This is a genomic window from Achromobacter pestifer (genome assembly GCF_902859625.1).
Lineage (GTDB): Bacteria > Pseudomonadota > Gammaproteobacteria > Burkholderiales > Burkholderiaceae_B > Achromobacter > Achromobacter pestifer.
On sequence record NZ_CADIJX010000002.1, the window covers coordinates 143,117 to 162,681 of the forward strand.

General features: G+C 66.7%; 6 protein-coding genes. All 6 read left to right on the plus strand.

The window, feature by feature from the left end:
• The first annotated feature begins 12 nt into the window (after window positions 1-12).
• The 6 genes from HV753_RS07410 (at window position 13) to HV753_RS07435 (ending at window position 19,565) form a co-directional block, all read left to right on the plus strand.
• Window positions 13-12,645, plus strand: coding sequence for a filamentous haemagglutinin family protein (locus tag HV753_RS07410; protein WP_246288187.1), 12,633 nt, complete (start codon window positions 13-15; stop codon window positions 12,643-12,645).
• Window positions 12,646-13,053: 408 nt separating this feature from the next.
• Window positions 13,054-14,703: a ShlB/FhaC/HecB family hemolysin secretion/activation protein gene (locus HV753_RS07415; RefSeq protein WP_175173820.1), complete on the plus strand. Its 1,650-nt coding sequence runs from the start codon at window positions 13,054-13,056 to the stop codon at window positions 14,701-14,703.
• A gap of 60 nt (window positions 14,704-14,763) precedes the next feature.
• Entirely contained in the window at window positions 14,764-16,674 is a 1,911-nt protein-coding gene (locus tag HV753_RS07420) for a DUF2341 domain-containing protein (RefSeq protein WP_175173821.1), read from the plus strand.
• 9 nt (window positions 16,675-16,683) lie between these two features.
• Window positions 16,684-17,103 (plus strand): ExbD/TolR family protein, encoded by a 420-nt coding sequence (locus HV753_RS07425; protein WP_175173822.1) that lies wholly within the window; start codon window positions 16,684-16,686, stop codon window positions 17,101-17,103.
• Between the two features lie 17 nt (window positions 17,104-17,120).
• Window positions 17,121-17,834 carry a TonB C-terminal domain-containing protein gene (locus HV753_RS07430; RefSeq protein WP_175173823.1) on the plus strand — a complete coding sequence of 238 codons (714 nt, stop codon included), beginning with the start codon at window positions 17,121-17,123 and terminating at the stop codon, window positions 17,832-17,834.
• A 36-nt stretch (window positions 17,835-17,870) separates the two neighbouring features.
• Entirely contained in the window at window positions 17,871-19,565 is a 1,695-nt protein-coding gene (locus tag HV753_RS07435) for a putative porin (RefSeq protein ID WP_175173824.1), read from the plus strand.

Below are 19,565 nucleotides of genomic sequence, written 5' to 3' on the forward strand. Positions count from 1 at the left end.
AAGAGAAACACGGTGCGCACGCCAAGGCGCGGGCGCCCAAACTGGCGTCCGACGCCGCTGTCGCAGGCGGTGACGGCGTTGTTGATCGCCGGTAGCGCGACCGGCGCCGCGCAAGCGCAGTCGCGCGCTTTCAGCCCTGGCTGGTTTTCCGACAAGAATGCCGTGCAGTCCACCGCGCAACGCACGGGACGGATGCCGGATGGCAGCATGGCCGGCATCGGCAGCGCGGCGCGTCAGCAGGCGCAATCGCGTCAACAGTTGCAGCGTTCGCTGGACAACCTGAACCGCACGGCGGCGGCGGTGGCCGCGCAGCAGGCGGCGCAGGCGGCAGCGCGCGCGGCCGCGGCAGCCAACGGCGGGAGCGTGCCCGACGGCTTGGTGGAAGGCGGCTTGTGGGCTGCCGAGGGCGGTTTGGCGAAATGGGAAGGCGCCAAGGCGGCCACGCCCAGCGTCGAGAATGGCCGCCAGGTCGTGACCATCGAGCAGACGCAGTCGCGTGCGATCCTGAATTGGGACACGTTCAACGTGGGCCGCAACACGACCGTGCAATTCAAGCAAGGTGCGGACGACGCGGTGCTGAACCGCGTGGTGGGCGCATCGGCCAAGCCCAGCCAGATCCAGGGGGCGATCAAGGCCGACGGCACGGTGATGGTGGTGAACCAGAACGGCGTGATCTTCACTGGCACCAGCCAGGTGAATGTGCGCAATCTGGTGGCGGCGGCCGGCACGGTCACGGACGCGCAATTCCGCGACAAGGGGCTGTACGCCGACAATGGCGCGCAACCGACGTTCCAGGATGCGCTGGGCCGCGTCGAGGTGCAGGCGGGCGCCCAGATCCGGACGGCGACGCCGGCTACGTCCACCACGGGCGGCGGCTATGTGCTGCTGTTGGGCAAGGAAACGGCCAACGCGGGCACGATCGACACGCCGGGCGGCCAGGCGCTGCTGGCGGCCGGAGATAGTTTCGTCATCAAGCGCGGCCTGGGAACGTCGGGCAATCTCGTCTCCACGACCAAGGGCAACGAGGTCACGCCTTTGGGTACGCCGGGCCGGGTTGAGAATACCGGACTGATGCAGGCCGCCCTGGGCGACGTGACGCTGGCGGGCGGTGATGTGGTGCAGGGCGGGGTGGTGTTGTCCAGCACGTCGGTGGATACGCGCGGAACGGTGCACCTGAACGCATCGGGCGAGGGCGGCAGGATCACGCTGGCCGAGAACAGCACGACGGCCATCCTGCTGGACCGCAGTGGCGCGCTGGCGCTGGACAGTCAGCGGGACGGCTTGCGCGTGCCCGTCACGGCACAAACGGACTCGGCCCTGGTGGCTGCCGGCGCCGACCGGCGCGAGCTGTCGCGGGTGGAAATTGGTAGTTCCGGCACGGTGGATTTTGCGTCGGGGTCAATCACGCTGGCGACGGGCGGGCAGATTGCCGTGCGGGCAACCCAGCGCAGTCTGGTGCGCGACGGGGCGGTGCTGGACGTGGCGGGCGCGGTGGGCGTGCCCGTTGCCATGGAAAACAACAACGTCAAGATCAACGTCCAGGGCAATGAGCAGCGCGACGCGCCGATCAACCGGGACAGCGGCAAGCTCAACAGCAACGACGTCTGGGTGGACGCGCGGGATCTCGTCCTGGTGCCCGCAGGCACCAACGGCTATGCGACCGACCGCTGGTACACGGCGGGCGGCTTGCTGGAAGTCAGCGGTTATCTGGGCACGCAAGGGCACGCCATCAATGAATGGATGGCACAGGGCGGCAACGTGGAGTTCGCAGGCGGCGATGTCGTGACGCGCGCCGGTTCGTTGATCAACGTGTCGGGCGGCACGCTGGATGTGCAGGACGGCAAGATCCAGCAGACGTGGCTGCGTGGCGTGGACGGCAGGCTGTACGACGTGTCGCGCGCGCCCGGCGACCTGGCTTATACCGGGCTGTACAAAGGGTACGAGGCGCAAAGCGAACGCTGGGGCCAGACCCGTTATTTCTATAACCCGCTGATCGCGCCGCGTGAACGTTTCGAGACCGGCTACACGGTCGGCCGCGACGCGGGCCGCTTGGTCATTGGCACCAAGAGCGCGGTGCTGGAGGGCGAACTGGTCGGCCTGACCTATCAGGGAGACCGCCAGAACGCCGCCGCGCAAGCCGGCCTGGATGGCTATCAGCAGTCGCAACGGGCGGTGGCGCGTGGCGCGCAGCTGGTCGTGGGCACGTATACGCCTTATTACGCCAAGGCCACGGGCGCGCTGCAATATGCGCTGGGGCGGTCGGAAGACACGATCCAGCAGGTATTGCTGTCTGATCGCGTGGCGGCCATCGCGGCCGGCCTGGACTTGGGTACGGCGCTGCCCGAAGACCGCGCGGGCATCCTGCAATTGGACACGGCGCGGTTGAACGGCTTCGGGCTGGGCGCCGTCAAGATCGCCGCGAATGAGATTGCCGTGCAGTCCGACCTGGCCGTGACGCCTGGGGGGGACATCACGCTGTTCGCGAACAAGGTGGCGGTGGATGCGAACCTGACGGCGCGCGCCGGCAGCATTCGCTTGGGCAACGTGCTGAATCAGATCTCGCCGTCGGGCATGATCGATGCCAGTATCGGTGTTCCCGGCGAAGCGGCGACGCTGACGCTGAGTGCGCGCACCCGGCTGGATGCAACGGGGCTGTGGTCGAATCTGGCCATGTCGCCCGAGCAGATCAACGGCATGGCATATCTGAATGGCGGCACGGTGTCGCTGCGCGGCAGCGGTGATGTCCTGCTGGATGCCGGCAGCGTGATCGACGTCGGGTCCGGCGCGGCGCTGCGCGGCAAAGGCAAGGTGACGGGCGGCAAGGGCGGCAGCGTGACGGTGGAGACCGTTGCCGCGGGGACCGAGGCCGGGGGCCGGCTGGCCCTGGGCGCCGAGCTGCGCGGTTATGGCGTGGAGGGCGGCGGCACCCTGTCGGTGGCGGCAGGCAAGGTCGTGCTGGGAGACCGCCAGGCCGACGATGGCCAGGAGGTGCTGACGCTTGCGGCGCCGTTCTTCCAGCAAGGTTTTTCACGCTACGAAGTGACTGGACGCGATGGCTTGACCGTGGCGGAGGGGGCGCGCATTGAGGTGTTGATGCCGGTCTATCGGCCAGTGTCGGGCGCTGCCGGGCGGCCGTCTGGCACGGATCCGTCGGCCGCCATGGAAGTCTGGCTGCCGCCGGTCTATCAACATGATCCCGTTGCAGGGACCGTGACGCGCCGCAAGGGCGCCAGCCTGTCGTTGCAAGGCGGCCGCGCCATCTCGGCTGCTGGCCGTGAGGCCAATGCGGTATTGATGATTGGTCAGGACGCGCACGTCAGCGTGGACCCGGGGCAAGCGATCCAGTTGCGTGGCGAAGGACAGATCACGGTGCTGGGTGCGTTGACCGCGCCGGGTGGCAAGATCGATATCCGTCAGCTGCGTCTGGGCGAGATGGATATGGCCGAGTCCGGGGAGATCGCCGAAGGCATGGTGCACAACCGGTCGATCTGGATCGGAGAGCAGGCCGTGCTGAACGTGGCCGGCCAGGCGGAAACGGGGATGGATACGCAGGGCCGCCGCTACGGCGTGGCGGATGCGGGCGGCGTCATCGTGGTTGGCGGTGAGATCAATCACGACCGCGCGACGGCGACCTCCGCCGACGCCTATGTGATCGTGCGCCCGGGCGCCGTGCTGGACGCATCGGGCGCGGGAGCCACCGTGGATGTGAACGGGGTGGGCCCGGTGCAACTGAGCCGCGATGGCGGCCGCATTTCGCTCAGCTCGTATAACGGACTGCATCTGGATGGCACGTTCCTGGCGCGCGCAGGGGGCGCGAATGCGTCTGGCGGCACCCTGGATATCGCGCTGGAAACGCCGCTGTACCGAACCTGGGGCGAAGGCGTCGCAGGCGTGGACGTGCAGGTGCCGCGTGAACTGGTGTTGGCGGCAGGCGCGGGCAATGCCCTGGGCGCCGACCTGAAGCCCGGCGACGCGGCCGACGGCCTGCGTTACGGACAGACCCGCCTGGATGCCACGCGCTTGCTGGCCGGTGGCGGCTTCGACCATCTAGGGCTGCTGTCCAATGGCCTGATGTCTTTCGACGGCGACGTGGACATTGCCGTGGCGCAAAGCCTGCGTCTGTACGCGGGCGCATTCTCGCTGGCGCCAGGGGCGGACGTTCTGACGCGCGTGAACCTGGCGGCGTCGTATGTGCGCCTGTCGGGGCCGGGCAAGTACTACGCCACCAATGGCGTGCTGCGGCCGCGCGTGTTGTTCGGCGATGCGCCCGATGTCGGCGAAGGCGCGTTCACGGTGCGTGCCGGCAATCTGCTGGAGGTCGGCAACAGCCTGTCCTTCGGCACGCAAGGCACCATCAACCGCAGCGTGGGCGGCGCGCTGGCCGTCGCCCGAACCGGCTTTGACCAGGTGACGCTGGACAGCGGCGGCGATATGCGTTTTCTGGCGCAGAACGATAACGAGCCGCGCACGCGATTGTGGACGCGGGGGGATCTGGATCTGATCGCCGCGCAGCTGTATCCGACCACGGGTGCAGAGGCGGAACTGCTGGCGGGTTACACGCACAATCCCGCGTCTGGCATTTATTTCTACGATCCGGCGCGCAAGCTGCGAATCGCCCGCCACGACGGCGCATCCGCATCGATGCCCGCCATGCCTTATTCGGCGTTCGGCACGCTGCGTCTGGCGGCCGCCAACGTGGAGCAGGGCGGTGTGTTGCGCGCGCCGCTGGGCGTGATCGTGCTGGGTGATATGGGCGCATTGATGGGCACGGAGCGCCTGGCGTTGTTGCCGGGAAGCGTGACGTCCGTCAGTGGCGCCGGTCTGTTCATGCCATATGGCGGCACGACCGATGGCGTGTCGTACAAGTTCAACGGCGCAGAGGTGTCGTTGATGGGCGTGGGCGGCGGGCGGGGGGATGGCCAAGGCGCGTCGTTGCGCACGGGCATCACGCTGGGGTTCCGTGACGTGGACGCCTTGCCGGGATCGCTGCTGGACTTGTCCGGCGGCGGTGAATTGACGGGGGCGGGCTTTGTGTCTGGTCGTGGCGGCTCGACTGACGCGCGCTATTCCCCGTTGGTGCGGATGAATCCCACCGGCGGATTCACCTTGCCGGGCCTGGCCGGAAATCCGGTTTACGCCATCGTACCGGGGGCGCAGGCGGCATACGCACCGGTGGGTGGCGAGGCGGGCGCGTCGGCACCGGGCGTGGGGCAGCAAATCACGCTCGGCGCGGGCGTGCCCGGGCTGCCGGCGGGGACTTACACGTTGATGCCGTCGACCTATGCACTACTGCCCGGCGCGTTCCGCGTTGAAATCAATGGTGGTGCGACGGCGGGGGCGGGCACGACGCCGATGCGGATGCGCAACCAGTCATGGGCGGCCAGCGGCACACTGTCCACCGCAGGCACGGGCGTGGTGAATAGCCTGGCCAGCTCGGTGATTCTGACGTCGGCGGATGTGCTGCGCACCTACTCGCAATACAACGAGATGAGCTACGCCAGCTTTGTGCGGGCGGACGCCGTGACGCGCGGCGTGCCTCGCGCCATGTTGCCCGCCGACGCCCGCACCTTGCGCCTGGCGATTCATCCGGGCTCCCAGGATGGGCAATCGCTTAGCTTCGAGGGCTTGGCGGACTTCAAGGCGGCTCAGGGCGGCTTTGGCGGCACGGCGGCGGTGAGTGGCGGCAGCAACACGGTCGAGGTGCTGGCGCCGGGCCAGGCGCCCACGGCAGGTTTTTCGGGCGTGTCGATGCACGCGGATGCGTTAGCCGCGCTGGGCGCCAGCCGCCTGGTGATCGGCGCGCTGCCGGTGGTGATCTATGGGCAGGGCGGGCGCTTCTACACCTTCCAGGGCAGCGTCAATCGGGTAGTGCTGCGTGCGGGTGCGCAATTGACGGCGCCGGAGGTGTTGATCTCGTCTCAGGCGATCGAGATCGAAGCGGGCGCCGGCATATCGACGTTGGGCCGTGGTGCGCCGTCAGTGGATTCGACCAACGGCTATGCCTTCCAACCGGGTAGCGCGGGATTGCTGGCCGTATCCAATGGCCGCCTGGACGTGCTGGCGCCCGACGCGCAGGCCACGGGTGAAATCCGCATCGGCACGTGTGCCGCGCAGCCGTGCCAGGGCGTGACGCGCCTGTACTCCGAAGGCACGATCGCCGCCGCGACCAATGGCACCTTCGACTTGGGCGAACAGGTGCAGTACGGCACCCGCAATCTGGCGCTGGCGGTCGGGGCGGTGAACGTGGGGACAAGCGCTGCCTTGGAGCAAGCCGCCGCGCGCGGTGTTCTGCCCAATGGGTTGGCGCTGAATCAGGACATCCTGAGCCGTCTGTTGCGCGGCGATACCAGCGCTGGCGCCCCCGCGCTGGAAGTGTTGACGTTGACCGCGCGCGAGGCCATGAATTTCTATGGCACCGTGGCGCTGGACACGCGCGATCCCATCACGGGCAAGTACAGCCTGGCCACGCTGGCGTTGGGCACGCCGGCTATTTATGGATATGGGGATGCGGCCGACGAGGCCAGCATCCGTACGCAGAACCTGATCTGGAATGGCGCGACGCAGGCGCCGGGCTCGGTGGCCACGGGCGGCGCGGGCACGGGCAAGGGCGTGTTGCGCATCGATGCCGAACGGATCGAGTTTGGCTATGGGCAGGGCGCCCAGCCTAGCGGCCTGGATGACAACGCCAGGCTGACGCTGGGCTTTTCTACGGTGAACCTGAACGCCAGCGACCGCATCACGGCCAACCATCGCGGCAGCCTTGCCGTCTATGAATCGCAAGGCGCTTTCGATAGCGGCACGGGCTATGCGTACAGCGGTGGCAATCTCAATCTGAGCACGCCATTGCTGACGGGCCAGGCGGGTTCCGTCAACCGCATCACGGCGGGCGGTGATGTCCGTGTCATGGCCATGCCAGGCGCATCTGGCGTGCCGGCGGCCTCGGTACAGGACCTGGGCGCGGAACTGAGCCTGTCCGGCGCGAACGTTCGGGTCGACGGCTTGGTGGCGCTGCCCAGTGGCAAGCTGACGCTACAGGGGCGTGACAGCGTGCTGTTGTCGGGCGCGTCGCACGTGGATCTGTCTGGCCGCGCGATTGCGTTCAACGACGTGCTGCGCTACAGCTGGGGCGGCGACCTGACGCTGGAAAGCAGCCAGGGCAGCATTCGTCAAGAAGCCGGCGCGCTGATTGATCTGTCGGCGCAGCAGAACGATGCGGGCAGCCTGCGGGCAACGGCGCTGTCAGCTGGCGCTGGCGTGGTGGACTTGCAAGGCCGCATCGTGGGCACTAGCTCGGGCCACTACGACGCTGGCGGCACCGCCGTGCCCTACCGGGCGGGCAGCGTGGATATCCGTGCCCAGCACCTGGGAGCGCCCGGGGCGCTGAATGCGGATTTTGATGCGTTGAACCAGCGCTTGAACGATGGCGGACTGCTGGGCGCACGCAGCTTCCAGATCAAGCAGGGCAGTCTGACGGTGGGCAACGCGCTGCGTGCCAACGACATCAATCTGTCGATCGACGGCGGCAGCCTGACCGTGGCCGGCGTGGTGGACGCCAGCGGTGAGCGTGTGGGCCGCATCCGGCTGGCGGCGCGCGATGGGCTGACCCTGGCGTCAACCGCCGTGCTCGATGCGCACGGCACCGTGCTGCGCGTGGACAGCTATGGAAAGATCATCGACGCGCCCAACCGCGCCGTGGTGGAACTGAATTCCGGCCGGGGCACGCTGACCTTGGCCAGCGGTTCGCGCATCGACCTGCGCCACGGCACGTCGGCCACGCCGGGCACTGCGGCAGGACAGCATGATGGCGCGGCACGTGGCACGCTGGATCTGTTGGCGCCGCGTATCGACGCAACGGGCAATGCCGGGATCAATGGGGGGGACGTTGCCGGCTCCGCCGCTACCTACGGTGATATCGCGATTGACGCGCGCGGGCCGATCGTGATCGACGGCGCCAAGTCCATCGCACTTGTTGCCACGCAGCGGTACGACGATGCCCGACCGGGCGACCCGGCAGACCGGACCAGCGGCCGCGACTACCAGATCATCGATCAGGCCTACCTGGACGCGAAGCACCGCGACAGCACCACGTTCATGCGCCAGGCGCTTGCCAACGGCAATCTGATGGACGGCAAGTTGGCGGGCCTGAACAACGCAACGTATCGCGAGGTGTTCCACCTGCGGCCGGGCGTGGAAATCGTCAGCAAGACCGCCGATGGCGACCTGGTGGTGCAGGGCGATCTGGATCTGTCGCGCTATCGCTATGCGAGCGTGAATCCGCGCACGCCGATGACGTCTGCCTACGGCTCGGGCGAAGCCGGCGCATTGACGTTGCGCGCCAAGGGAAACCTGGACATCTACGGCAGCATCAACGACGGCTTCGCGCCGCCGCAGCCGACGCCGGACGACGAGAACGGCTGGATCCTGACGCCCGGCGCACAACCCTTTGGGGGTGATGTGGTGTTGCCGCGTGGCGGCGTGGTGCTGGCTGCGGGCACGGAGTTTCCGGGTGGCAAGACGCTGAACTATCCCTTGCCCTTGCAGGCGACGAAGCTGGCGGCAGGCACGCGCTTGCCGGTGGAGGCCGCGCTGGACCAGGTGCTGTCGTTGGCCGCGGGCACGGTGCTGTCGGGCGACGTGCGCGATACATCAGGCCAGCTGCTGTATGCCGCAGGCAGCGTCCTCAAGCAAGCGGTGGACTTGCCCGCCGGCACCCGTTTGGGCGCCGGCACGGTGTTGACCAGCGGCACGTCCATGATGGCGTTCACGTGGCCGGCAAACGTCGCTTTGCCCAATCTACACACCACGCAAGGCTATGAGCCCAACGTACTGCTGACGGGCAGCGACATCACGCTCAAGCAAGGCGCGTTCATTCCGTCGCAAACCAAGCTGGTGTTCCCGGAAGGCACCGACTATGTGGAACTGCGTCCTGGCACGGCCACGGATCAACGGCTGAACTGGGCGCTGGCGCAGATGCTGCCTGCCGGCAGCCAGTCGTGGTCCGTGCAGTTGGTGGCGGGCGCCGACCTGGATGCGGCCGATCCGCGCCGGGTTCTGCCGGGGCCGGCCGCGGGCAAGCTGACGCTGGCCGACAGCCACTACAACGCCAGCCTGGTGAAAGGCGCCAGTCTGGTTTGGGGCCCCGACGCGGAGCCTTCCGGCTTTGAACCGGGAACGCCGGTGCCGGATGATCTGGCATGGCTATGCGGGGTGATAGAAGGGCTGTGCGTGTCACCGCCCCGATGGGTCTGGGCCGAGGACAATTGGTGGGGCTACCCCGCAGGGACGCCGGTATCCGACGCCGAGCTGGATATCTGTACCGGCTTCGAGGGCCAGTGCGTCGAGAATCGCTTGTCGACCTCCGTCGTGACGCATACGCAGAATTTCAGCGTGCTGCGCACGGGCACGGGAGATCTGGATCTGGCCGCGGGCGGCGATATCAGTCTGATGTCGGCCTACGGCGTGTACACCGCAGGCACGCAGTCGGCAGGCGTCGGTAGTGCTTACCAACTGCCTCGTGGCCGTTTTGGCGCCACGGTTCTGGGCGACGCGCATTCGACGACGTATGAACCTTTCGTCACGCCAGGTTCGGGTTATCAGGCGTGGTATCCCGAAGCAGGCGGCAACTTCAGCTTGTATGCCGGCGGCGCGTTGCGCGGCGACGTGTGGGGCAAGACCTCGGGCGTCAATTTCGACGGCCGCGTGCTGGACCCCAGCGTGGGCGTGGGCAACTGGTTGTGGCGTCAAGGCACGGGCAGCGCCAACGGCGGCGATACGCCCACGGCGTGGTGGATCAACTTTGGCAGCTATACGCGCGCGCCTTCCGCCTTCAAGGACGACACGCCTTTGCTGGTGGGCTTCACGGGCTTTGGCGCGTTGGGCGGCGGCAATGTCAGCATGCGCGTGGACGGAGATGCCGGAAACATCGAATCCCGGGGATCAATCAGTAATCCGCGCAGCCAGGGCCTGATCGTGGCCGTGGGCAGCACGGGCCGCATCGCGGCCGACGGCAGCATGGCGCTGACGGGCGGCGGCGATATTGACATTCGGGTGGGCGGCGGCGTGAATCCCACGCAGAGCGCGCGCGGACTGGTGTCCTCGACCACCGGGCCGACGCCGTACTACGGCGAACCCGCTCTGGACTTGCAGGGCGCGCTGATCAATCTGCGTGGCCATGTGCAGTTGACGGGCGGCGCGGTTGGCGGGCTGAACCTGCGTTACGGCAACCAGGCCAATCAGCAGGACGGCCAGGACAGCCGCGGCTACGACCCCTATGTGTCCACGATGTCCAGCGCCACGGGCGGACTGGTGCTGATTCCTGGCGACTCGGTCATCCGCCTGGATACGCGGGGCGATCTGGTCGTAAGCGGGGCCAGCGATCCGGGCCGCGTCGCGTTGCAGAACAGCACGCCGTTCCGGCTGCGCGATGGCACGTTGCAGAATGGAGGCGGCTACAGCTGGTTCTCGATGTGGGCGGAGAATACCGCCATTGAACTGTCCAGCGCGGGCGGCAATCTGACGCCCAGCCGGCAGACCTCGCACAGCGCGCAAGGCTTGGCGGTGCAAACCGGGCGCAATACTTCAGCGTCGGACGCGCGGTATCTCTATCCGTCGATCCTGCGCGCAACCGCATACGACGGCAGTATTTATGCCGGTTTGTCGGCGGGGTACTTGAACAACGAGTCCTCGGGGCTGGGGTATTCGCTGTCGCTCGCGCCCGGCGCGCGCGGCCAACTTGAATTGCTGGCGGGTAATTCAATCTACGCGGGCGGCTACGCCATCAACCGGTCTGGAGCCGATCCGGCCAGCGTCGCCAACGTGCTGGCGCCGGCCTTCGCGGGATACGTCATGGCGGAAAGTTCCGTGGCTGCCTTGAGCAATCAAGGGGTCAACGGCCTGCCCGAGGCCCGCAATACCCACTTCCCCTTGTTCTATTTCAATGCCCCAACGGCAAGTGCGGCGGGTTCCAATCTGGTGACGCGCTTCTACGCTCGCGATGGCGATATCGTGGGCCTGCGCACTGGCGAGACGATGGCCATCGTCAAGGGTGAGAACACCGGGCAGACGTGGTACGAAGCGTCGGGACCGGTCTGGATGATCGCTGGCCGTGACATCGTGGCCTCGGGCACGCCAACGGGTACGCAGACCGCGGTTCCCAGCACCAATGGCTATGGCTTTGGAGGCGGGAGCGGCGAATCGGCAACGTCCACCGGCAATCTGTTCCTGCACCACGACGAACGGGATGTGTCCCGGGTGTCGGCGGGCCGCGACATTCTGTACAGCTCGTTCCAGGTAGCGGGTCCGGGCACGTTGGAAGTGTCGGCAGGCCGCCATGTGCTGATGGCCGACCGGGCATCGATCACGAGCTTGGGCGCGGTGTTGCCGGGTGACCGCCGCTTGGGCGCGTCGATTGCCGTGCAGGCGGGGGTGGGTGCCGACGGGCCGGACTACGCAGGCTTCCTGGCACGCTACCTGGACCGGGCCAAGGCGGCCGACCCCAGCCGTCCGCTGGTGGACCAAGGGCTGGCGTTCAAGACCTACGAGTCGGAGCTGTTGCTGTGGCTGACGCAGCGCTACGGTTTCGCCGGCAACACCGAGGACGCGCGTGCGTATTTCGCCGCATTGCCCGCCGAGCAGCAGCGCATCTTCGCGCGCCAGGTGTATTTTGCCGAGCTTCGGTCGGGCGGTCGCGAATACAACGACAAGACGCATCCGCGCAACGGCAGTTACCTGCGGGGCCGTCAAGCCATCGCGGCGTTGTTCCCGGATACCGCGCCGGACGCTTATCAAGGCGACATTACGCTGTACGGCGCGGCGGGCATCCGCAGCACCTTTGGCGGTGATATCCAGCTGATGACGCCGGGCGGCAAGCAGGTGTTTGGCGTGGAAGGGGTTGCACCGCCCGCCACCGCCGGCATCATCACGCAGGGCGAGGGCAACATCCAGTTGTATGCGCTGGGCAGCATCCTGCTGGGCCAAAGCCGCGTCATGACGACCTTTGGCGGCGGCATTACCGCCTGGTCGGCCGAAGGCGACATCAACGCGGGCCGGGGATCCAAGACCACGGTGCTGTACACGCCGCCCAAGCGTGTCTACGACGCGGTTGGCAACGTGACCTTGTCACCCAATGCGCCCAGCACTGGCGCGGGCATCGCGACGCTGGCGCCGTTGCCGGAAGTGCCGGCGGGCGATGTGGATCTGTACGCGCCGTTGGGCACCATCGACGCGGGCGAGGCCGGCATCCGGGTGTCGGGCAACGTGAACATCGCGGCCTTGCAGGTCGTGAACGCGGCCAATATCCAGGCGCAGGGCGACAGCAAGGGCGTGCCGGTGACGGCATCGGTCAATACCGGGGCGCTGTCTTCGGCCAGCGCGGCAGCGACTTCCGCGGTCAATGCGGCGCAGGACTCGGCGCAGCGTGCGCAGAGCCAGGCGCGGCAGAACCAGCCGTCGGTGATCAGTGTGCAGATCCTGGGGTTTGGCGAAGAGCCCATGGCGGGCGCCGCGGCGGCGCCGCAAGACAGTCCGTCAGCCACCGCGCCGAAGTACGACGCCGCCAGCGCCGTGCAGGTGTTGGGCGCGGGAGCGCTGGACGAGGCCGAGATGCGCAAGCTGAGTCCGCAAGAGAAGCGCAAGCTGACCATGTGAACGGCCATGACCGTTCGATGACGATGACAACGGACGGCGACGGCCGTCCGTTGTAACGCCGTCGTCACGCGGAAACACCGATATACGTAACTGTGTTCAACGCCCATCACTCAGGCCGGCTTTCGCCGGCCTTTTTCTTGCGCCGCGAAACGCTAGCGCCGTCATGTCCGTTGGCCAGAATCCCGGTATGGAATTCCCGTGCAGCTCCCCATCGCCCTTGGGCCGATTCTTTTTCATGAAGTTTTTCTTACAACGCGCGGTCTTCGGCTTCCCAGTACGTCTAGTAACAAGCAGAAGCTGTAGACGCGGGGTTGCGGGCTGAAACCGTAACGGGATTGTCGCGAAGCGCACTGCACGGAAGCTGCCGGTTCCAGACCGGCTTTCACACAAGGAACTGAGTGCATCGCTATGCATGATTTCGAAAGTAGGGGCAGCGCATTGCGCGCCATATTGCGCCGCGCGCCGCAAGCGTTGGTTCTGACCGCAGCCATCAATGCAGCGTGGGCGCAGGAGGCGCCCGCACCCGGGGCCGCGCCGGCCAATGCCGCGGCGGCCGGCGCCAACGACCGCCGCGTCAATATCAATGAATACATCGTGCGCGGCAACACCGTGCTGGAAGCGCGCGACATCGAGCGCGCCGTGTATCCCTATCTGGGACCCGACCGGACGCTGGCCGATATCGAATCCGCCCGCGAGGCCTTGCAGACCATCTATCAGGAACGCGGCTACCAGTCCGTCTATGTCGACCTGCCCGAGCAGCAGGTGGCCGACGGCATCGTATTCCTGCAAGTGTCCGAGACCAAGGTGGGGCGCGTGCGGGTGGTGGGCGCGCAGCACTATTCCCCGCTGGCGATCCGCGATGAAGTGCCGGCGCTGCAAGAAGGCCAGGTTCCCAACTTCAACCGCGCGCAGGCCGAGCTGACCAACCTGAACAAGGGCGCCAGCCGCCAGGTCGTGCCGCTGGTGAAGGAAGGCCGCATGCCGGGCACGATGGACGTGGACCTGAAGGTCGAGGACAAGAGCCCCTGGCACGCCAGCGTGGGCCTGAACAACGACTACAGCGCCGACACCTCGCGTCTGCGCAGCACCGCGTCACTGGGTTACGACAACTTGTGGCAGTTGGGCCATTCCTTCAACCTGACCTTCTTCACCGCGCCACAGGAAACCGACAACGCCAAGGTCTGGTCCGGGTCGTACTCCATGCCGCTGTCCAGCCGCTGGGGCTTGCAGTTCTCGGGCTACAAGAGCGATAGCAACGTGGCCACCATCGGCGGCACCAACGTGTTGGGCAAGGGCTACTCCTTTGGCCTGTCCGCCATCTACACGATGGACCCGCAAGGCGACTGGAGCAATTCGCTGTCCGTCGGCCTGGACTACAAGAAGTTCGACGAGGCTACCCGCTTCGGCAACAACGTAGATGAGATCCCGATCAAGTATCTGCCGTTCACGCTGGCCTACAACGGCTACCGCTATTCGGAGTCGTCGCAAAGCAGCCTGGGCCTGTCCGTCGTGGGCGCCAGCGGCTCGTTCTTCAACCAGGGCAGCGGCTGGAAGGAATTCGACGACAAGCGCTACCGCGCCAGCCCCAGCTTCGCCTTGCTGCGCGGTGACGGCACGCACACGCAAAACCTGTTTGGCGACTGGCAACTGGGCCTGCGCGGGTCATTCCAATTGGCCTCGGGTGCGTTGGTCTCCAACGAACAGTTCTCGGCCGGTGGCGCGACCAGCGTGCGCGGCTATCTGGCTGCCGAACGCACAGGCGACGACGGCGTCCTGGGCTCGGTGGAATGGCGCACGCCGTCGCTGGCGCGCTGGCTGGGAAGCAACGTCAACGAATGGCGCTTCTACGCCTTCGCAGACGCCGCCACGCTGCGCCTGCGCGACCCGCTACCCGAACAGCATTCCAGCTACTCGCTCGCCAGCGTCGGCCTGGGCACCCGCCTACAGGTGCTGGACTGGCTGTCGGGCTCGATGGACTGGGGCTATCCGCTCAAGGACGGCCCCAACACCCGCAAACACGATCCCCGTCTGAACTTCAGCGTACGCGCCAGCTTCTGAGCGCACGCGAAAACCGAACTGAGCTCACGCGATAACCGCATTTCCCCCGGAGTCCTAACCATGCAACGCTTATTGATGCTCCTACTGACCGTGCTGGCCGGCGTACTGCCGTCCGCCGCCAACGCCTGGTGGCAGCCCGACTGGCAGTACCGCAAGCAAATCACCGTCGACAGCACCGCGCAGGGCATGCCGCTGGGCGGCTCGGCCGGCCGCACGCCGCTGCTGGTGCGCCTGCACACCGGTAACTTCACCTTCGACGGCATCAACGAGAAGGGCGCCGACATCCGCTTTGTGGCGGCCGACGACCAGACCGTGCTGAACCATCAGTTGGAAGCCTTCGACCCCTTGCTGGGCATGGCGCTGGTGTGGGTGGATGTGCCCGAGGTGGCCGATGGCCAGCGTCAGGACATCTGGATGTACTACGGCAATCAGAAAGCCCCCGCGTCGGCCAATGGCCAGCTGACTTTCGATCCGAACTACACCTTGGTCTATCACTTTGACGGCGCCGCAGGTGCGCCGCCGCGTGACACCACCGCCTACAGCAACCACGGCCAGACCCCGACGGGCGCCGCAGTGGATGGCGTCATCGGCCGTGCCGCGCAGTTCGCGGGCGCAGCGCCCCTGATGCTGCCTGCCAGCCCCTCGCTGGCCATTCCCGCCGCGGGCGCCTTCACGTTCAGCGCCTGGGTCCGTGCCGACCAACCGGCCGGCGAACAACTGATCTACGCCCGCCGCGACGCCGGCAATGCCTTGTTGATTGGTATCAACCAGGGCGTTCCGTTCGTGGAAGTGAACGGCCAGCGCAGCCAGCCCGGCCAGCCGCTGACGCCGGCCGCCTGGCAACACGTGGCCGTGACGGCGGATGGCAGCCAAGTTCATCTGTACGTGAATGGCCGCGCCACCGCGTCGCTGGCCGCCAGCCTGCCGCCGCTTGCCACCACCGCTGCCCTGGGGGGCGACGTGCCCGCGCCGGTTGCGCCGCCGGCGCCTGCCGTCACGCCTGCCGCCGATGGTTCAGTCCCGGTTGAAGCGGCGCCTGCGCCGCACCCGGTCTACGCGCCGTTCGTGGGCGCCATCGATGAAGTCCGTTTGTCCAAGGTGGCGCGTCCCGCCGCCCTGATCTACGCCGATGCGTCGTCGCAGGGCGCGGAGTCCCGCCTGGTGGCCTACGGCGCCGACGAAGAGCAGTCGGGCTTCGGCTTCGGCGGCTTGGGCTTTCTGCTGAAAGCCGTGCCGATCGACGCCTGGGTCATCATCGGCGTGCTGGTGCTGATGATGGTGCAGTCCTGGATCATCATGATCAAGAAGAGCCGCAATGTGGCCCGCCTGGCGCGCGCCAACGAGATCTTCCGCGAGTCGTTCGCCACCGTTGGCCAACGTCTGGAATTGCTGGCCGACGACAAGGCGCTTGCCGCCAGGCTGGAACACGCCTCGCTGTGGCGCCTGTACCGCGTGGCCATCAACGAAATCCGCACGCGCCGCGCTCAAGGCGCCGACACGACCTCGATTTCGGCAGCCACCATTGAAGCGATCCGCGCGTCCATGGATGCCGTTCGCACCAAGGAAAACCAGGTACTGGGTTCCAAGTTGGGCTCGCTGTCCAACGCCATTGCCGGTGGCCCTTACATCGGCCTGCTAGGCACGGTGCTGGGCATCATGGTGGTGTTCCTGGGCACGGCCATGGCCGGCGACGTGAACATCAATGCCATCGCCCCGGGCATGGCCGCCGCCTTGCTGGCAACCGCCATGGGCCTGTTCGTCGCGATTCCGGCCCTGTTTGGCTACAACCGCCTGGTGTCGCGCAATAAGGAAGTCAGCGCCGACATGCGCGTGTTCGTTGACGAATTCGTCACGCGCCTGGCCGAAGTGCACGGCGAGACGCAGGCGCAGGAAGCCGCCCACCACCCCGCAATGCGTGCGCCCGCGGCCAGCCGCCCGGCCGTGCTTGCCCCGCAACCCGCCGAGGCATAAGGAGCATCCATGGCTTCCGTATCCGCATCCCAGGACGATGACGACGACGCACCCGTGGACGGCATCAACATCACGCCGCTGGTCGACGTGCTGATGGTCGTGCTGGTCATGTTCATTCTGACCGCCACCGCGCAGATCGCCGGCATCAAGGTCAATCTGCCCAAGGCCAGTTCCACCATGTCCTTGTCGCAGCCGAAGACCAAGGCGATCTCCGTCAACGACGCCGGCCAGGTTTTCCTGGACGCCTATCCGGTCACCTTGCCCGAGCTGGAAGACCGGCTGCGCACGGAGAAAGCGCTGAACCCCGACTTCCCGGTGATTGTGCGCGGCGATGCCGCCGTGCAGTACCAGAAGGTCGTGGAAGTGCTGGATCTGCTGCGCCGCCTGGAACTTGCCCAGGTCGGTCTGGTGACTGGTAAGCCGCAATAGGGGCCGGGACCAACGTCATGCCGCAACACGCATCCGATTCCTCGCGCGTCCCGCATTCGGCACGCCGCTGGCTGAAGCTGGCGGCCGTGGCGGTGGCGGTGGCCGTGGCCGCCTACGCGCTCTGGCGCTGGGCCAACGATATGTCCGGGGTCCGGCGCGATGCGCCCAAGGTCACGGCCATCATCCCGCTGCCGCCGCCTCCGCCGCCCCCGCCTGAACCCGAGAAGCCGCCGGAGCCCGAGCAGCCCAAGGAAGAACCCGTGGCCACGCCTGAACCCGAGCCGCAACCCACGCCCGAACCGCCCAAGCCGCAGGACGAAGCGCCTCCGCGTCCGGCCGACGACTTGGCCAACCCGATGCAGATCGATGGCGATGCGCAGGCTGGCAGCGACGCATTCAACATCGGCGCGGGGCAGGGCAAGGGCATGGCGGGCGGTGGTGGCGGTCGTGCGGGCAACGCGACCTATAGCCAGTACCTGGCCTATGCGCTGCAAAAGATCCTGCGCGAAGACGAGCGCACCCGCAATCTGACTTTCCGCCTGCAAGCCAACATCTGGCTGACGGCGGCCGGCCAGATCACGCGGGTGGAGCTGACTCGAGGCAGCGGCGACGCCGATGTCGATGCTCGCGTGGTCGCTGCCTTGCGCGCCGTACCGGGCCTGGATGAACGCCCGCCGGCCTCGGCCAACATGCCCATCCGCGCGTCGCTGACTGGCCGCCGGCCTTCTTGAATTTCCGAACAGACCTGATCCCGGAGTGACTACAGAATGAAGTTCGAACTAAACCGGTTGGCGGCATCGCTGGCGCTGGCCGCGGCGGGCGCCGTCGCGTTGCCGGCCCATAGCGCGCCCGCCCCGTCCGAGAACGCCACCATCAACCTGATCCGCCTGCTGGTGCAGCAAGGCGTGCTCAAGCCCGAACAAGCCGAGGCGCTGGTCGCCCAGGCCGAAGCCGAAGCCAAGTCCGCCCGTCAGGCAACGCCTGATCGCGGCGCTGTCGTGGCGCAGACGGGCGACGTGCGCGTGCCCTACATCCCGCAGACCGTGCGCGATCAGATTCGTGACGAGGTCAAGGCCGAAGTCATGGTGCAGGCCAAGGAAGAGAACTGGGCGCAGCCCAACACCTTTCCCGAGTGGGTGTCGCGCATCACGGTGGAAGGCGACGTCCGCGTGCGCGACGAATCGCGCTTCTACAACGGCGGCAACAGCAACGAAATCACGGATTTCGCCAAGCTCAACGCCAAGGGTCCTTACGACGTCAACACGAACACCAACGGCGGCTTCCCGCCGATGCTGAACACGCGCGAAGACCGTCGCAACCAGTTGCGCATCCGTGCCCGTCTGGGTGTGCGTGCCGAGATTTCGGAAGCCTGGTCGGCCGGCATTCGCCTGGCAACGGGCAGCGACGACAGCCCGGTGTCCACGTCTCAGACCCTGGGCGGCGGCATGGGCAAGAAGGACATCTGGCTGGACCAGGCCTACCTGACCTACCGCCCCGCCAAATGGGCCACCGTCACCGGCGGCCGTATTGGCAATCCGTTCGAGTCCACCGATACGCTGTTCTCCAACGATCTGAACTTCGACGGTATCGCCGCGATCTTCAAGCAGCCCTTGGAAGGCCGCGACGTTACCTTGTTCGGCACGCTGGGCGCATTCGCGACCGAGTACGCGAACAACGGTTGGAACTCGTCGTCGATGAGCGAAGGCGGCAGCGAGAACAAATGGCTGCTGGGCGCGCAGATTGGCGCCGACTGGAAGGTCAACAACCAGAACAGCCTGCGCGGCGCGCTGGCCTACTACCACTTCGACAACATCGCGGGCAAGCGCTCCAGCTCCTGCTCGCCGTGGGCGGGCGACGAAAACTGCGACACCGACTGGTCGCGTCCGGCCTTCATGCAGAAGGGCAACACGCTGTTCCTGTTGCGCAACATCGCGCCCAATCCGCTCAATCCGGCGGACACGCCGCAGCCGCAGTATGTAGGCCTGGCGTCCAAGTTCGATCTGCTGGACCTGAACCTGCGCTGGGACACCCGCGTGTTCGACGGCCTGGGCCTGCGCCTGAACGGTAACTACATCCGCAACCTGGCTTACAGCAAGAGCAAGATGGCAAGCCGTTCGCAGGGCTACATCGTCAACAACTTTGACGGCAATGGCGACATCGAAAGCGGCCCCAACGCCTGGATGTTGCAAGCCACGCTGGGCCGTTCTTTCGACCTGAAGGAAAAGGGCGACTGGCTGGCCTTCGTTGGCTACAAGTACATCCAGCCGGATGCGCTGCCCGATGCGTTCAATGATTCGTCGTTCCACCAGGGCGGCACCAATGCGCGCGGCTACTACATCGGCGCCAGCTACGCCTTCGAGAAGAACGTCTACGGCGTCTTCCGGTGGATGAGCACCAAGGAGATCTACGGCCCTCCCTTGGCCATCGACACGATGCAGTTTGAAATCAACGCCAGGTTCTGA

Bases quoted from the DNA above. Each gene is read 5' to 3' on its own strand.
- HV753_RS07415 (WP_175173820.1), top strand. From the start codon at position 13,054: ATGCATGATTTCGAAAGTAGGGGCAGCGCATTGCGCGCCATATTGCGC.
- HV753_RS07420 (WP_175173821.1), top strand. From the start codon at position 14,764: ATGCAACGCTTATTGATGCTCCTACTGACCGTGCTGGCCGGCGTACTG.
- HV753_RS07425 (WP_175173822.1), top strand. From the start codon at position 16,684: ATGGCTTCCGTATCCGCATCCCAGGACGATGACGACGACGCACCCGTG.
- HV753_RS07430 (WP_175173823.1), top strand. From the start codon at position 17,121: ATGCCGCAACACGCATCCGATTCCTCGCGCGTCCCGCATTCGGCACGC.
- HV753_RS07435 (WP_175173824.1), top strand. From the start codon at position 17,871: ATGAAGTTCGAACTAAACCGGTTGGCGGCATCGCTGGCGCTGGCCGCG.